Source organism: Pedobacter lusitanus (assembly GCF_040026395.1).
In the GTDB taxonomy this organism is placed as follows: Bacteria; Bacteroidota; Bacteroidia; order Sphingobacteriales; family Sphingobacteriaceae; genus Pedobacter; species Pedobacter lusitanus.
Genome location: NZ_CP157278.1, coordinates 4,355,698 through 4,373,210 on the forward strand (window position 1 = coordinate 4,355,698; position 17,513 = coordinate 4,373,210).

Sequence of the window (17,513 nt, forward strand, 5' to 3'; positions counted from 1 at the left end):
GTTTAACAGCTGCAAATTTAATAATAAAATCTAAATTTTATGAAGGTTACTGTAAGAATGACTTTATACAGAGGATAATGGGGGATAGTTTTATACAGTATATATGATTATCATATGCGGGGTTTTATAAATTGGAAAAGGAGGGTTGAATTGCGGGGAGGTTTAAAGGGTGTTTGTGGTCGGGGTTGGTATAGGGTTGGTATACCCCTGGGGTATACCAACCCTATACCAACCCCGAAGTCTTATTGAGCTGTGAGCTGACTTGTTGTTATCTGTGGGGATTGAACAAATCTGTTAGATGTGTGCTATAGCTGTGCTATAAAGGAATGGTCATCTGGCTGGAGTATATATATCATGACCGGTATTAGATTGTATTGTTTGGGTTGGGTAGGGGTTGTGTAGCCTGTTGAAGTGGTATTGAAGTAGGGTTGAACTGGGGTTGAACTAGCCTGGACTACTTCAAGGCTAGTTCAACCCCAGTTCAAGGCTAGTTCAAACCCCAGCACTACCCCTAAAGAAACCCTGGAAATAATAATTCACCGGACAATCAGTTGAGTATTGAATGTTGAAATTGTGGTGATGAGAGGTGAAAGGGCAGGTCTATGTGATGTAATTGTGCGATTTGAGAGCTGCGATTGCTTAGTTGACCGGGCTGATGTTGCTGTTAATCGGTGTAATTGGACTTCATGCTGTTGTTAAATACTGCACTATTAAGGCTTCATTGAAGGAAAGCTGATCGCTCTGCTGCTGCTGCTGAAAATAGTTTACGGTATTTTGGGTTGATAATCATGTAGTTAAGGAATAGATACAATTAATAGTGTATTAATGTTTGGATAGCGGTATAATTTTCCTACTTTTGCATCCCGCTTCGGAGGAAGGGAAACAGTGAAAAGGATATGGAGAGGGTGCAAAAACAGAGATTGGTTGAGTTTGAAGAAGGAATAAAAAACTTCAAAAATAAAAAATAAAAAGCTTGACAAATTAAAAAAGATTTCTACCTTTGCAGTCCCAACAAAAACGGGAAGCTTTACAACGGATGTTGACAAAGCAATAACAACAAGATTGAAACGATGAGAAGCTGGAAAAGACCTTAAGAAGATTAAGACTTGAGGGATTAGAAAGATTAACATTGCAACATATATAGACTGCCGGGAGGTTAAGTCGAGAAGTTCATTAAAGAGATGTCATTTACAAACGTAGCGAGGTAAACACGTACAAGTTCAAAGTACATGAACCGCGCGAGTTTTTTAAGTCTATTCTGACAGACAAATAAGAATAAAGACTATTATTAATACAAGTTAAGAATGGTCAGCGTTCAAACAACACATTTTACAATGGAGAGTTTGATCCTGGCTCAGGATGAACGCTAGCGGCAGGCCTAATACATGCAAGTCGAACGATAGTTACCAGCTTGCTGGTAGCGAAAGTGGCGCACGGGTGCGTAACGCGTATGCAACCTACCTTAATCAGGGGGATAGCCCGAAGAAATTCGGATTAACACCGCATAAAATCACAGTACAGCATTGTACAATGATCAAATATTTATAGGATTAAGATGGGCATGCGTGACATTAGTTAGTTGGCGGGGTAACGGCCCACCAAGACCACGATGTCTAGGGGATCTGAGAGGATGACCCCCCACACTGGTACTGAGACACGGACCAGACTCCTACGGGAGGCAGCAGTAAGGAATATTGGTCAATGGAGGCAACTCTGAACCAGCCATGCCGCGTGCAGGAAGACAGCCCTCTGGGTCGTAAACTGCTTTTATTCGGGAATAAACCACATTACGTGTAATGTGCTGAATGTACCGAAGGAATAAGGATCGGCTAACTCCGTGCCAGCAGCCGCGGTAATACGGAGGATCCAAGCGTTATCCGGATTTATTGGGTTTAAAGGGTGCGTAGGCGGCTTTTTAAGTCAGGGGTGAAAGACGGTGGCTCAACCATCGCAGTGCCCTTGATACTGAAGAGCTTGAATGAATTAGAGGTAGGCGGAATGTGACAAGTAGCGGTGAAATGCATAGATATGTCACAGAACACCGATTGCGAAGGCAGCTTACTATGATTTTATTGACGCTGAGGCACGAAAGCGTGGGGATCAAACAGGATTAGATACCCTGGTAGTCCACGCCCTAAACGATGAATACTCGCTGTTAGCGATACACAGTTAGCGGCTAAGCGAAAGCGTTAAGTATTCCACCTGGGGAGTACGGTCGCAAGATTGAAACTCAAAGGAATTGACGGGGGCCCGCACAAGCGGAGGAGCATGTGGTTTAATTCGATGATACGCGAGGAACCTTACCCGGGCTTGAAAGTTAGTGAATCATTTAGAGATAGATGAGTCCGCAAGGACACGAAACTAGGTGCTGCATGGCTGTCGTCAGCTCGTGCCGTGAGGTGTTGGGTTAAGTCCCGCAACGAGCGCAACCCCTATGTTTAGTTGCCAGCACGTTAAGGTGGGGACTCTAAACAGACTGCCTGTGCAAACAGAGAGGAAGGAGGGGACGACGTCAAGTCATCATGGCCCTTACGTCCGGGGCTACACACGTGCTACAATGGATGGTACAGAGGGCAGCAAGCTGGTAACAGCAAGCAAATCTCCAAAAGCCATTCACAGTTCGGATAGAGGTCTGCAACTCGACCTCTTGAAGTTGGATTCGCTAGTAATCGTATATCAGCAATGATACGGTGAATACGTTCCCGGGCCTTGTACACACCGCCCGTCAAGCCATGGAAGTTGGGGGTACCTAAAGTATGTAACCGCAAGGAGCGTCCTAGGGTAAAACCGATAACTGGGGCTAAGTCGTAACAAGGTAGCCGTACCGGAAGGTGCGGCTGGAATACCTCCTTTCTGGAGAAAGGTAGATTACTCGCTGCGTAAATGATATACCGATTGATCAATTGGTATAAGTAAATGACAACAAATCTCAAAAGAAAAACCCATAGGATGAAACATCGAATAAGTGTTCACCTACTGCAGTAAAGACAATTTAGTCCCGTAGCTCAGTTTGGTTAGAGCACTACACTGATAATGTAGGGGTCAGCAGTTCAAATCTGCTCGGGACTACAGTTATAATTCTAAGGGGGATTAGCTCAGCTGGCTAGAGCGCCTGCCTTGCACGCAGGAGGTCAACGGTTCGACTCCGTTATTCTCCACCATTGGCCCGTACTTAAGATAAAAGGTACAGGAAATAGGATACGAGTAGAAATACAAATATCTGGGACAATAAAGTTCTTTGACATATTGGAAGAAGTTAATAAAGAAGAGCAAACAACAATAGAGACGTTGTTAGCTTGAAGGAAGGTAAAGGTGCTTGCACTGATACAATCCGTAGGGTTAATAACCATCAAAAAAAGCATTTCCATAGGCGCAAAAGGCTATGGAGAGAAGAAAGTAAGAAAGAGTACACAGGGGATGCCTTGGCTCTCAGAGGCGATGAAGGACGTGATAAGCTGCGATAAGCTTCGGGTATTAGCAAATATGAATTAATCCGAAGATTTCCGAATGGGGAAACCTGGCTAGTTGAAGACTAGTCGCATTACGATGCGCAAACCTGCCGAACTGAAACATCTAAGTAAGCAGAGGAAGAGAAAATAATAATGATTTCCAAAGTAGTGGCGAGCGAACTGGAAAGAGCCCAAACCAGCTATGTTACGGCATAACTGGGGTTGTAGGACTACGATGTGGCATTAATGAAATGAAGTGGAACAGGATGGGAAGCCTGGCAATATAGCGTGAGAGCCGCGTACACGTAAGTAACATTAGTCTAGTAGTATCCTGAGTACCGCGAGGTCGGAGACGCCTTGTGGGAATCTGCCGGCACCATCCGGTAAGGCTAAATACTCCTGAGAGACCGATAGTGAACCAGTACCGTGAGGGAAAGGTGAAAAGAACCCCGAACAGGGGAGTGAAATAGAACCTGAAACTGTGTACTTACAAGCGGTCGGAGCGTCCAGGTGGCGTGACGGCGTGCCTTTTGCATAATGAGCCTACGAGTTACTCTTCTCTGGCAAGGTTAAATGTTTAAGACATGGATCCGAAGCGAAAGCGAGTCTGAATAGGGCGTATAGTCAGGGGAGGTAGACGCGAAACCTTGTGATCTACCCATGGACAGGTTGAAGGTGCGGTAACACGTACTGGAGGACCGAACCGATAAACGTTGAAAAGTTTCCGGATGATCTGTGGGTAGGGGTGAAAGGCTAATCAAACTGGGAAATAGCTCGTACTCCCCGAAATGTTTTTAGGAACAGCGTGGTGGTTAAGTTTACTAGAGGTAGAGCTACTGATTGGGTGCGGGGGAGTCAAATCCTACCAAATCCAGACAAACTCCGAATGCTATTAAATATACACTGCAGTGAGGCCCGGGGTGCTAAGGTCACGGGCCGAGAGGGAAAGAACCCAGACCATCAGCTAAGGTCCCTAAGTTACTACTAAGTTGAACTAACGAGGTGCGATTGCCTAGACAGCTAGGATGTTGGCTTGGAAGCAGCCATTCATTTAAAGAGTGCGTAACAGCTCACTAGTCGAGCGATCGTGCATGGATAATAAACGGGCATAAAGTAGTACACCGAAGCTATGGGTAATATTAATATTACGGTAGGGGAGCATTCCAGCGGCAGCGAAGTTTTGGCGTAAGCCAGGGTGGAGCTTCTGGAAAAGCAAATGTAGGCATAAGTAACGATAAGGCAGGCGAGAAACCTGCCCACCGAAAGGATAAGGTTTCCTGATCAACGCTAATCGGATCAGGGTTAGTCGGGGCCTAAGGAGAACCCGAAGGGGAAATTCGATGGACAACTGGTTAATATTCCAGTACTTTTTATAACTGCGATGTGGGGACGGAGTAGTGACACTGCCGCGATCTGACGGAATAGATCGTTAAAGACTGTAGGTATAGGGAATGTAGGCAAATCCGCATTCTTTGCTAAAGGTCGATAGTACCGCAAGCCTTCGGGTAAGTGGATAGCGCAGGTAATCAGACTTCCAAGAAAAACCGCTAAGCTTCAGGTTATAAAAACCCGTACCGCAAACCGACACAGGTATCCGGGAAGAGAATTCTAAGGTGCTCGAGTGAATCATGGCTAAGGAACTCGGCAAAATGGCCCTGTAACTTCGGGAGAAGGGGCGCTGACAGCAATGTCAGCCGCAGTGAAAAGGCCCAGGCGACTGTTTAACAAAAACACATGGCTTTGCAAAATCGAAAGATGAAGTATAAGGCCTGACACCTGCCCGGTGCTGGAAGGTTAAGAGGGGATGTTAGTCGCAAGGCGAAGCATTGAATCGAAGCCCCAGTAAACGGCGGCCGTAACTATAACGGTCCTAAGGTAGCGAAATTCCTTGTCGGGTAAGTTCCGACCTGCACGAATGGTGTAACGATCTGGGCGCTGTCTCAGCCATGAGCTCGGTGAAATTGTGGTCCCGGTGAAGACGCCGGGTACCCGCAACGGGACGGAAAGACCCCATGCACCTTCACTACAATTTAACATTGACATTGGATACAGGATGTGTAGGATAGGTGGGAGACTATGAAGTGGCATCGCTAGGTGTTGTGGAGTCAACGTTGAAATACCACCCTTTTTGTATTCGGTGTCTAACTCTTTTAGGAGAGGACATTGTTTGATGGGTAGTTTGACTGGGGTGGTCGCCTCCAAAAAGGTAACGGAGGCTTTCAAAGGTAAGCTCAATACGCTTGGTAACCGTATGAGGAGTGCAATAGCATAAGCTTGCTTGACTGTGAGGCAGACAAGCCGAGCAGGGTCGAAAGACGGATATAGTGATCCGGTGGTTCTGCATGGAAGGGCCATCGCTCAAAGGATAAAAGGTACGCTGGGGATAACAGGCTGATCTCCCCCAAGAGCTCATATCGACGGGGAGGTTTGGCACCTCGATGTCGGCTCGTCACATCCTGGGGCTGGAGAAGGTCCCAAGGGTTCGGCTGTTCGCCGATTAAAGTGGCACGCGAGCTGGGTTCAGAACGTCGCGAGACAGTTCGGTCCCTATCTGTTGTGGGCGTAGGAATTTTGAGTGGGGCTGACCTTAGTACGAGAGGACCGGGTTGGACTAACCTCTAGTGAATCTGTTGTTCCGCCAGGGGCATTGCAGAGTAGCTACGTTGGGAATAGATAAGCGCTGAAAGCATCTAAGTGCGAAACTAGCCACGAGATGAGAATTCCATATAGGACCGTAGCAGACTACTACGTTGATAGGTTACAGATGTAAAGCTGGTGACAGCATAGTCGAGTAATACTAATCATCCGAAGCTTTCAAGAGCAATAAACTGTTGTTTGTTCTTCATAACTAACTTCTTTCAATAATATGTCATCGTTTGTCTCTGAGCTGGAAACAGGATAACTGTAAAGGTTATTTGGAGAAAAACAAATAAAATACTGATCAATAACAATTGATAAAGACATTTAGGTGCCTATATCGGTGGTGTCCACCTCTTCCCATTCCGAACAGAGAAGTTAAGCCCACCAGAGCCGATGGTACTGCGGTAACACGTGGGAGAGTAGGTCGGTGCCAAATCTTAAAGAAAGCTTGTAGGAAACTACAGGCTTTTCTTGTTTATAGACTTTTCCGCATCGAGTTTATAAACCTTTCTGCATTGAGTTTATAAGTCTTTCCTGATTGAGTTTACAAACTTTTACAGCACAACCTTTTTTTTGTATATAAACCGCCCTGGTTTTCTCTGTACAAACGTTTTCCTACCTATTTTTTTCGCTTTTATACTTGATATGGAAGAACCGGGAATAGCTTATCTCATGGCTTTGCAAAGGACTACTACATCATATAACCAATTCCTCATCTGAGAGCACATAAAAGATTACCACCCAAAGAGCAATTTGTGTTAATTTTGAAATGCAGGTAATTTTAATAAGGCTTAAATTTCCTGATGTAATCATAACTCAATGGAGATTAAAGTATATCAGTATTTATTAACAGAGATAAAGGTTAGAATTCGTAGTGCTCAGGTAAGAGCTGCTCTTTCGGCAAATGCTGAAATGATTATGCTTTATTGGGATATCGGTAAGTTGGTTAATCAACAGCAGATAGAACAAGGGTGGGGAGCTACTGTTACGTCCCGCCTGGCTAATGATATTAAAAATGAATTGCCGGAGGTCAAAGGCTTTTCTGAAAGGAATCTGAAGTTTATGGTTCAGTTTTACAAAGGATATGATTTTGATGATGTAATTGGGAAACAAGCGGTTTCCCAATTACAGGAAAGTAATGGTGAACAACCTGTTTCCCAAATTCCCTGGGGTCATAATATTTTGCTGATGCAAAAAATTAAGGAGAAAGATGTACGACTTTGGTATGTTGAACAAACGATACTAAATGGTTGGAGCAGGGATATTCTGGGGTTAATGATAAAAAATAATCTTCATCTCAGACAAGGGGAAACAATTAATAACTTCTCTAAAACACTATCTGTTCCCGAATCAGATTTGGTTCGGGAAACATTGAAAGATCCGTATATCTTTGACTTCATTACACTCGCACAGCCTTTCACAGAAAGGGAGTTGGAAACCGAACTTGTCAGACATGTCGAGAAGTTTCTTTTGGAATTAGGGGCAGGTTTCGCTTTTGTTGGCAGACAATATCACTTAACCGTAAGTGATCAGGATTTTTACCTGGATCTTTTATTCTACCATCTTAAAATGAGATGTTTTATAGTTATTGACTTAAAGAAGGGAGACTTTAAACCTGAATATGCAGGGAAAATGAATTTTTATTGTTCAGCAGTCGACGATTTAATTAAGTATGAAAGTGATAAGCCAACGATAGGTCTTATACTTTGTCAAACGAAGGATAAGGTTATGGCTGAATATGCTTTAAGAGATATGAATAAGCCTATAGGGATTTCTGAATTTGAATTAACAAGGTCTTTGCCAAAGGATCTGAGGTCAAGCCTGCCTACAATTGAAGAAATAGAAAACGAATTAAAGAGCAGAGAAGGTTAATTTCACAGGATATATTTTTAAAGCGATAAGTATTTGAACTGATAATCATGTAGTTAAAGGAATGATACAATTAATAGTGTGTTAATGTTTGGATAGCGGCATAATTTTCCTACTTTTGCATCCCGCTTCGGAGGAAGGGAAACAGTGAAAAGGATATGGAGAGGGTGCAAAAACAGAGATTGGTTGAGTTTGAAGAAGGAATAAAAAACTTCAAAAATAAAAAATAAAAAGCTTGACAAATTAAAAAAGATTTCTACCTTTGCAGTCCCAACAAAAACGGGAAGCTTTACAACGGATGTTGACAAAGCAAATAAACAAGATTGAAACGATGAGAAGCTGGAAAAGACCTTGAGAAGATTAAGACTTGAGGGATTAGAAAGATTAGCATTGCAACATATATAGACTGCCGGGAGGTTAAGTCGAGAAGTTCATTAAAGAGATGTCATTTACAAACGTAGCGAGGTAAACACGTACAAGTTCAAAGTACATGAACCGCGCGAGTTTTTTAAGTCTATTCTGACAGACAAATAAGAATAAAGACTATTATTAATACAAGTTAAGAATGGTCAGCGTTCAAACAACACATTTTACAATGGAGAGTTTGATCCTGGCTCAGGATGAACGCTAGCGGCAGGCCTAATACATGCAAGTCGAACGATAGTTACCAGCTTGCTGGTAGCGAAAGTGGCGCACGGGTGCGTAACGCGTATGCAACCTACCTTAATCAGGGGGATAGCCCGAAGAAATTCGGATTAACACCGCATAAAATCACAGTACAGCATTGTACAATGATCAAATATTTATAGGATTAAGATGGGCATGCGTGACATTAGTTAGTTGGCGGGGTAACGGCCCACCAAGACCACGATGTCTAGGGGATCTGAGAGGATGACCCCCCACACTGGTACTGAGACACGGACCAGACTCCTACGGGAGGCAGCAGTAAGGAATATTGGTCAATGGAGGCAACTCTGAACCAGCCATGCCGCGTGCAGGAAGACAGCCCTCTGGGTCGTAAACTGCTTTTATTCGGGAATAAACCACATTACGTGTAGTGTGCTGAATGTACCGAAGGAATAAGGATCGGCTAACTCCGTGCCAGCAGCCGCGGTAATACGGAGGATCCAAGCGTTATCCGGATTTATTGGGTTTAAAGGGTGCGTAGGCGGCTTTTTAAGTCAGGGGTGAAAGACGGTGGCTCAACCATCGCAGTGCCCTTGATACTGAAGAGCTTGAATGAATTAGAGGTAGGCGGAATGTGACAAGTAGCGGTGAAATGCATAGATATGTCACAGAACACCGATTGCGAAGGCAGCTTACTATGATTTTATTGACGCTGAGGCACGAAAGCGTGGGGATCAAACAGGATTAGATACCCTGGTAGTCCACGCCCTAAACGATGAATACTCGCTGTTAGCGATACACAGTTAGCGGCTAAGCGAAAGCGTTAAGTATTCCACCTGGGGAGTACGGTCGCAAGATTGAAACTCAAAGGAATTGACGGGGGCCCGCACAAGCGGAGGAGCATGTGGTTTAATTCGATGATACGCGAGGAACCTTACCCGGGCTTGAAAGTTAGTGAATCATTTAGAGATAGATGAGTCCGCAAGGACACGAAACTAGGTGCTGCATGGCTGTCGTCAGCTCGTGCCGTGAGGTGTTGGGTTAAGTCCCGCAACGAGCGCAACCCCTATGTTTAGTTGCCAGCACGTTAAGGTGGGGACTCTAAACAGACTGCCTGTGCAAACAGAGAGGAAGGAGGGGACGACGTCAAGTCATCATGGCCCTTACGTCCGGGGCTACACACGTGCTACAATGGATGGTACAGAGGGCAGCAAGCTGGTAACAGCAAGCAAATCTCCAAAAGCCATTCACAGTTCGGATAGAGGTCTGCAACTCGACCTCTTGAAGTTGGATTCGCTAGTAATCGTATATCAGCAATGATACGGTGAATACGTTCCCGGGCCTTGTACACACCGCCCGTCAAGCCATGGAAGTTGGGGGTACCTAAAGTATGTAACCGCAAGGAGCGTCCTAGGGTAAAACCGATAACTGGGGCTAAGTCGTAACAAGGTAGCCGTACCGGAAGGTGCGGCTGGAATACCTCCTTTCTGGAGAAAGGTAGATTACTCGCTGCGTAAATGATATACCGATTGATCAATTGGTATAAGTAAATGACAACAAATCTCAAAAGAAAAACCCATAGGATGAAACATCGAATAAGTGTTCACCTACTGCAGTAAAGACAATTTAGTCCCGTAGCTCAGTTTGGTTAGAGCACTACACTGATAATGTAGGGGTCAGCAGTTCAAATCTGCTCGGGACTACAGTTATAATTCTAAGGGGGATTAGCTCAGCTGGCTAGAGCGCCTGCCTTGCACGCAGGAGGTCAACGGTTCGACTCCGTTATTCTCCACCATTGGCCCGTACTTAAGATAAAAGGTACAGGAAATAGGATACGAGTAGAAATACAAATATCTGGGACAATAAAGTTCTTTGACATATTGGAAGAAGTTAATAAAGAAGAGCAAACAACAATAGAGACGTTGTTAGCTTGAAGGAAGGTAAAGGTGCTTGCACTGATACAATCCGTAGGGTTAATAACCATCAAAAAAAGCATTTCCATAGGCGCAAAAGGCTATGGAGAGAAGAAAGTAAGAAAGAGTACACAGGGGATGCCTTGGCTCTCAGAGGCGATGAAGGACGTGATAAGCTGCGATAAGCTTCGGGTATTAGCAAATATGAATTAATCCGAAGATTTCCGAATGGGGAAACCTGGCTAGTTGAAGACTAGTCGCATTACGATGCGCAAACCTGCCGAACTGAAACATCTAAGTAAGCAGAGGAAGAGAAAATAATAATGATTTCCAAAGTAGTGGCGAGCGAACTGGAAAGAGCCCAAACCAGCTATGTTACGGCATAACTGGGGTTGTAGGACTACGATGTGGCATTAATGAAATGAAGTGGAACAGGATGGGAAGCCTGGCAATATAGCGTGAGAGCCGCGTACACGTAAGTAACATTAGTCTAGTAGTATCCTGAGTACCGCGAGGTCGGAGACGCCTTGTGGGAATCTGCCGGCACCATCCGGTAAGGCTAAATACTCCTGAGAGACCGATAGTGAACCAGTACCGTGAGGGAAAGGTGAAAAGAACCCCGAACAGGGGAGTGAAATAGAACCTGAAACTGTGTACTTACAAGCGGTCGGAGCGTCCAGGTGGCGTGACGGCGTGCCTTTTGCATAATGAGCCTACGAGTTACTCTTCTCTGGCAAGGTTAAATGTTTAAGACATGGATCCGAAGCGAAAGCGAGTCTGAATAGGGCGTATAGTCAGGGGAGGTAGACGCGAAACCTTGTGATCTACCCATGGACAGGTTGAAGGTGCGGTAACACGTACTGGAGGACCGAACCGATAAACGTTGAAAAGTTTCCGGATGATCTGTGGGTAGGGGTGAAAGGCTAATCAAACTGGGAAATAGCTCGTACTCCCCGAAATGTTTTTAGGAACAGCGTGGTGGTTAAGTTTACTAGAGGTAGAGCTACTGATTGGGTGCGGGGGAGTCAAATCCTACCAAATCCAGACAAACTCCGAATGCTATTAAATATACACTGCAGTGAGGCCCGGGGTGCTAAGGTCACGGGCCGAGAGGGAAAGAACCCAGACCATCAGCTAAGGTCCCTAAGTTACTACTAAGTTGAACTAACGAGGTGCGATTGCCTAGACAGCTAGGATGTTGGCTTGGAAGCAGCCATTCATTTAAAGAGTGCGTAACAGCTCACTAGTCGAGCGATCGTGCATGGATAATAAACGGGCATAAAGTAGTACACCGAAGCTATGGGTAATATTAATATTACGGTAGGGGAGCATTCCAGCGGCAGCGAAGTTTTGGCGTAAGCCAGGGTGGAGCTTCTGGAAAAGCAAATGTAGGCATAAGTAACGATAAGGCAGGCGAGAAACCTGCCCACCGAAAGGATAAGGTTTCCTGATCAACGCTAATCGGATCAGGGTTAGTCGGGGCCTAAGGAGAACCCGAAGGGGAAATTCGATGGACAACTGGTTAATATTCCAGTACTTTTTATAACTGCGATGTGGGGACGGAGTAGTGACACTGCCGCGATCTGACGGAATAGATCGTTAAAGACTGTAGGTATAGGGAATGTAGGCAAATCCGCATTCTTTGCTAAAGGTCGATAGTACCGCAAGCCTTCGGGTAAGTGGATAGCGCAGGTAATCAGACTTCCAAGAAAAACCGCTAAGCTTCAGGTTATAAAAACCCGTACCGCAAACCGACACAGGTATCCGGGAAGAGAATTCTAAGGTGCTCGAGTGAATCATGGCTAAGGAACTCGGCAAAATGGCCCTGTAACTTCGGGAGAAGGGGCGCTGACAGCAATGTCAGCCGCAGTGAAAAGGCCCAGGCGACTGTTTAACAAAAACACATGGCTTTGCAAAATCGAAAGATGAAGTATAAGGCCTGACACCTGCCCGGTGCTGGAAGGTTAAGAGGGGATGTTAGTCGCAAGGCGAAGCATTGAATCGAAGCCCCAGTAAACGGCGGCCGTAACTATAACGGTCCTAAGGTAGCGAAATTCCTTGTCGGGTAAGTTCCGACCTGCACGAATGGTGTAACGATCTGGGCGCTGTCTCAGCCATGAGCTCGGTGAAATTGTGGTCCCGGTGAAGACGCCGGGTACCCGCAACGGGACGGAAAGACCCCATGCACCTTCACTACAATTTAACATTGACATTGGATACAGGATGTGTAGGATAGGTGGGAGACTATGAAGTGGCATCGCTAGGTGTTGTGGAGTCAACGTTGAAATACCACCCTTTTTGTATTCGGTGTCTAACTCTTTTAGGAGAGGACATTGTTTGATGGGTAGTTTGACTGGGGTGGTCGCCTCCAAAAAGGTAACGGAGGCTTTCAAAGGTAAGCTCAATACGCTTGGTAACCGTATGAGGAGTGCAATAGCATAAGCTTGCTTGACTGTGAGGCAGACAAGCCGAGCAGGGTCGAAAGACGGATATAGTGATCCGGTGGTTCTGCATGGAAGGGCCATCGCTCAAAGGATAAAAGGTACGCTGGGGATAACAGGCTGATCTCCCCCAAGAGCTCATATCGACGGGGAGGTTTGGCACCTCGATGTCGGCTCGTCACATCCTGGGGCTGGAGAAGGTCCCAAGGGTTCGGCTGTTCGCCGATTAAAGTGGCACGCGAGCTGGGTTCAGAACGTCGCGAGACAGTTCGGTCCCTATCTGTTGTGGGCGTAGGAATTTTGAGTGGGGCTGACCTTAGTACGAGAGGACCGGGTTGGACTAACCTCTAGTGAATCTGTTGTTCCGCCAGGGGCATTGCAGAGTAGCTACGTTGGGAATAGATAAGCGCTGAAAGCATCTAAGTGCGAAACTAGCCACGAGATGAGAATTCCATATAGGACCGTAGCAGACTACTACGTTGATAGGTTACAGATGTAAAGCTGGTGACAGCATAGTCGAGTAATACTAATCATCCGAAGCTTTCAAGAGCAATAAACTGTTGTTTGTTCTTCATAACTAACTTCTTTCAATAATATGTCATCGTTTGTCTCTGAGCTGGAAACAGGATAACTGTAAAGGTTATTTGGAGAAAAACAAATAAAATACTGATCAATAACAATTGATAAAGACATTTAGGTGCCTATATCGGTGGTGTCCACCTCTTCCCATTCCGAACAGAGAAGTTAAGCCCACCAGAGCCGATGGTACTGCGGTAACACGTGGGAGAGTAGGTCGGTGCCAAATCTTAAAGAAAGCTTGTAGGAAACTACAGGCTTTTCTTGTTTATAGACTTTTCCGCATCGAGTTTATAAACCTTTCTGCATTGAGTTTATAAGTCTTTCCTGATTGAGTTTACAAACCTTTCCTGATGGGGTTATATTCCTTTACATTTTACTCCCGGAGTTTTCATTTACTGATTTCTAAATCTTTTTTGGAAAGGGATTTGAAAAGAGTCCTATATTTACCAACTGTATCATTTTTACTATTTGTATTACATAACTGATTAGTCTTGCTCAAGAATCCGCTCATTAAGTTAATAGATTTCTTTTATCCGCCTTTTTCAAAGTTCCTTCCTATCAAAACATTCAGATATGGAGTAACCGGAGGAAGCAATGCCTTATTAAATCTGACTATATTCTATCTGAGTTATAATTTTATCCTGTTCGGGCAGGATCTGAAAATCGGTAGTCTGACTATCACCTCTTATATTGCCGCAGATCTGATGGCTCTTTCTGTGAGTTTTCCGGTAGGCTTTATGCTGAATAAATATCTTGTTTTTCAGCAGCATGGAAGGGGCGTACAGCAGCTTATATTATATGGAGTAGTCACTGTAAGCTCATTACTGATGAACTATGGTCTGCTGCATTTGCTGGTCGGATACTGGGGCTTGTGGGCAACGCCATCACAAGCCTTTATAATCGTGCTAATGTCAGCATTCAGTTACTTCTTCCAGTCTTATGTGACTTTCAGGGAAAGAGCCTGATCTGACGCTTAAATGTAATTTGATAACAGGTATACTCCGGATTTAAAACCTGAGTATACAGGAATGCTATTATTCTGTTATTTAAAGTGTAAGGTATACCCTTTAAATTAAGGCAGAGGAATATGCTTTGTGAATTGGGAGATTGTTCCTGAAGGATAACCTTGCCTGTTAATCCAACCCATAAAGTGGTCCATTCGTCTGATCATATCTTCACCTGTATTCTTGCTTACGTAACCTGGAAAACCGAAACGTTCTTTATCTTTCAGATCTGTAAATTCCCAGGGATGGAAATAAATATTGAGATAGTTGTCTTTCTGATAGGTCCTTTTAGCCAGGTGCTGGTAATACCAAAGCGGAAGATTATGAAAGGATAACCAGAAAAGTGGGAAGCGTGATACAGGACTTACCGAAGCTGGTAACTGTAAAACGCTGCTCTGATAAAAATATGTTCTGGATATATGCCTGTTATTATATCTTCCGGGCAACCAGGTCGGATTTATAGAGCTGTTGTACAGATATCCTGCTTTTTGTATTTCCTGTTCATCTACAGGCATCATTCTGGCCATTCTGTAACCTGTTACCTTTATACCGGAAAGCTCTTCCAATGCCAGACGTGATTCCAGTAAATGCTCTTTTTTAAAATCAGAGTGATAAACACCATGGGAGGCCAGTTCATGACCTTCATCAAGTATACGTCTGATCAGCTCAGGAACATGCTTTGCAAAGGTTACCGTACTGAAAAAAGTTGCTTTAAGTTTATTCTTTAACAGCAGGTCGAGTATAATCCTCGTGCCCTGGGCAGAGATACTGATCTGGTCTTCGAATGTTATAGTTTTCCCATATTCAAAAGGCATATCAAATTCTTCGATATCAAAACTGAGTAAGACCATATTTATAGCGGTTGAACTAAATTTGTAGACTTGATAATATAGTTAGGACGGTTTTTAGTTTGCATAAACATCTTTCCAATATAGATACCTATAATTCCCATAATAATGAGCTGCAAACCACCGAAGAAGACAATGGTCATGATAGTTGATGCCCAGCCATCCACTTCAATACCCATGTAAACCGAATAAAATACATAGGGGATATATAAAATTGATAACATTGAAAAAGAGAAGCCGAGATAGACTGCCGTGTACAGGGGTTTAATACTAAAAGAGGTTACCCCCTGAAGAGCGAAACGCATCATCTTACGTACATTGTATTTACTGGACCCCGCATAGCGTTTGCTGGGGATATAATCAATAGCTATTTGTTTATAACCCATCCACTGAATAAGCCCCCTTATAAAGGGTTCATTTTCTTCAAAATTTCTGAATACTTCTATTACTTTTTTATCCATAAGTCTGAAATCGGCAGTGCCATCTTCGATATGTATACTGGATAGAACATTTAGTAATTTATAGAATAGCATGGAAGATTTTCTTTTTCCGTAGGGAAGGTTTTTATCCTCCTTTCTGCGCGTATAAACTACATCGTTACCCTCTTCCCATTTTTCAAGCATTTGAATTATCAGTTCAGGTGGATGCTGCAGATCAGCATCAAGAGATATCACACAATCACCGGCAGCTTTATCCAGCCCAGCCTTAAGTGCAAGCTGATGCCCAAAGTTTCGGGAAAACTCTATATAAAACAAGTTCGGCTTTACCGCAGCTATTGTTTTGAGTATAGCCAGGGTCTTATCCTTACTGCCATCATCAATAAATATAAACTCTACATTATAGGCAGTTTCACTGAAAACGCTTTCTAACCTATCTATAATGACGGTTAAATTCTCTGCCTCATTGAAAGCAGGAATCACAACAGAAACCAGTTTTTTCATTAGGCAGAGGTTGTTTTTAGATCAAATTGTTTAAAGACCATCTGGTAAGTAATAAATAGCCATATCAGCACACAAGGAAGAGCTTTTAACGAATACCGCATAATATAATGTTCACGGATATACCGGGGATAGAAGTCTGAAGGCGCCAGTGTTGTGAGCAGGATGGCAAATACAAAAAGGGCAATTACTATAGGCTGAACTGGTTTTTTTTGCAGAACAAACCAGATAGCAACACCTGTGAATGCAAGAATATAGGTTGGTGATTCAGATGAATTACTGAATATTACAGTAAAGATCAGAGTCGATGCGAGATACATCAGTCTGAAATCCGGTGATTTATATTGTTTAATCCTCAGATATGGCAGACAGAAAAGTATAACTCCTGTAATCAGAAATGGCAGATTCGGGATATTGGCATTGCCACTTACTCTTCTGAATATTCCCATAATGGATATATCCTGCCAGGAAACCAGCGTAGCATTTTCCAGCTGTTTGGCACTCAGCGAAAGATACCATTCTTTATATTGGGAGAGGATATACTCCTGACCATAAAAAGGCATAGGTAAAACCAAAAACAACAGTGCCCAGAAGATGCAATAAGCGATAAATTTTGGCTTTCCTTCAACAAAAAAGAAGAAAGCCAGCCCTACAATACCGTAAAGTTTGATAAACGTACCCAGCATAATCAGACATGCTGCCCAAAAGTTCTGTTTTTTATCAATCAGTGTATAGCTTAATACAATGATTGCTGTAATAGACGGGTTAATCTGACAGGCAAATAAGGCCGTTAGCAGTTCATGGGCAATAATCCAGTAAACAGCATTAACTTTCGTATCTTTCATCGGCAGACTCCTGATCGCATAGTACAGAAACAGGCTATTGGCCAGTTCCCAGAAAAACATACCGATAAATTCAGGCAATTGAGCAAAAGGGGCAATAATTAGCGAGAACAATGGCCCGTAATGATTCATGTCCAGATATTCGGGATACCTGGCAAACAATGACAAGTGCTCATTGGCATGAAAATAGGTATAAATGAAGATCAGGTAATTATTATGAGAAGCGCCTGTATGATATTGTCTGTAAGTGGTAATTGCAGGCAGCAGGATAAAAAAGCTGAAAATAAATAACCGGTTATTGAATAGTTTAGTTAAACCACTGGTTAAACTCATTTTCATTTGTGTTGAGAGCAGCATTAATTC

General features: G+C 43.8%; 5 protein-coding genes, 4 tRNA genes and 6 rRNA genes. 12 read left to right on the plus strand and 3 right to left on the minus strand.

Features of this window, described 5'->3' with window-relative positions; translation table 11 throughout:
• The first annotated feature begins 1,331 nt into the window (after positions 1 to 1,331).
• The 12 genes from PL_RS18645 (at position 1,332) to PL_RS18700 (ending at position 14,483) form a co-directional block, all read left to right on the plus strand.
• A 16S ribosomal RNA gene (locus tag PL_RS18645) occupies positions 1,332 to 2,853 on the plus strand.
• Between the two features lie 141 nt (positions 2,854 to 2,994).
• A tRNA-Ile gene (locus PL_RS18650) sits at positions 2,995 to 3,069 on the plus strand.
• A 15-nt stretch (positions 3,070 to 3,084) separates the two neighbouring features.
• Positions 3,085 to 3,161, plus strand: a tRNA-Ala gene (locus tag PL_RS18655).
• Positions 3,162 to 3,390: 229 nt separating this feature from the next.
• Positions 3,391 to 6,269: ribosomal RNA gene (locus PL_RS18660) — 23S ribosomal RNA — on the plus strand.
• A 144-nt stretch (positions 6,270 to 6,413) separates the two neighbouring features.
• A 5S ribosomal RNA gene (gene rrf, locus PL_RS18665) occupies positions 6,414 to 6,525 on the plus strand.
• The 16S, 23S and 5S rRNA genes sit together here with 2 tRNA genes alongside, the layout of an rRNA operon.
• A gap of 383 nt (positions 6,526 to 6,908) precedes the next feature.
• Entirely contained in the window at positions 6,909 to 7,961 is a 1,053-nt protein-coding gene (locus PL_RS18670) for a PDDEXK nuclease domain-containing protein (protein WP_041887393.1), read from the plus strand.
• A 589-nt stretch (positions 7,962 to 8,550) separates the two neighbouring features.
• A 16S ribosomal RNA gene (locus PL_RS18675) occupies positions 8,551 to 10,072 on the plus strand.
• Between the two features lie 141 nt (positions 10,073 to 10,213).
• Positions 10,214 to 10,288: transfer RNA gene (locus PL_RS18680), tRNA-Ile, on the plus strand.
• Between the two features lie 15 nt (positions 10,289 to 10,303).
• Positions 10,304 to 10,380: transfer RNA gene (locus PL_RS18685), tRNA-Ala, on the plus strand.
• A 229-nt stretch (positions 10,381 to 10,609) separates the two neighbouring features.
• Positions 10,610 to 13,488 (plus strand): 23S ribosomal RNA (locus tag PL_RS18690).
• Positions 13,489 to 13,632: 144 nt separating this feature from the next.
• Positions 13,633 to 13,744: ribosomal RNA gene (gene rrf, locus PL_RS18695) — 5S ribosomal RNA — on the plus strand.
• Between the two features lie 265 nt (positions 13,745 to 14,009).
• A complete protein-coding gene (locus PL_RS18700) occupies positions 14,010 to 14,483 on the plus strand; it encodes a GtrA family protein (protein ID WP_041882370.1) in 474 nt (157 codons plus the stop codon).
• A gap of 107 nt (positions 14,484 to 14,590) precedes the next feature.
• On the opposite strand, the gene PL_RS18705 is transcribed toward PL_RS18700, so the two are convergent.
• The 3 genes from PL_RS18705 to PL_RS18715 are packed head-to-tail and all read right to left on the minus strand — an operon-like array spanning position 14,591 to position 17,483.
• Positions 14,591 to 15,373, minus strand: a complete 783-nt coding sequence (locus tag PL_RS18705) for a polysaccharide deacetylase family protein (RefSeq protein WP_041882368.1) — start codon at positions 15,371 to 15,373, stop codon at positions 14,591 to 14,593.
• 2 nt (positions 15,374 to 15,375) lie between these two features.
• Positions 15,376 to 16,311, minus strand: coding sequence for a glycosyltransferase family 2 protein (locus PL_RS18710; protein ID WP_041882366.1), 936 nt, complete (start codon positions 16,309 to 16,311; stop codon positions 15,376 to 15,378).
• Positions 16,311 to 17,483, minus strand: coding sequence for a glycosyltransferase family 87 protein (locus PL_RS18715; RefSeq protein ID WP_041882382.1), 1,173 nt, complete (start codon positions 17,481 to 17,483; stop codon positions 16,311 to 16,313). Before PL_RS18715 ends, PL_RS18710 begins: the two co-directional genes overlap by 1 nt.
• Positions 17,484 to 17,513: the final 30 nt, after the last annotated feature.

Excerpts from the sequence above, each read along its gene's own strand:
- PL_RS18670 (WP_041887393.1), top strand. The coding sequence starts at position 6,909 with ATGGAGATTAAAGTATATCAGTATTTATTAACAGAGATAAAGGTTAGA.
- PL_RS18705 (WP_041882368.1), bottom strand. The coding sequence starts at position 15,373 with ATGGTCTTACTCAGTTTTGATATCGAAGAATTTGATATGCCTTTTGAA.
- PL_RS18710 (WP_041882366.1), bottom strand. The coding sequence starts at position 16,311 with ATGAAAAAACTGGTTTCTGTTGTGATTCCTGCTTTCAATGAGGCAGAG.
- PL_RS18715 (WP_041882382.1), bottom strand. The coding sequence starts at position 17,483 with ATGAGTTTAACCAGTGGTTTAACTAAACTATTCAATAACCGGTTATTT.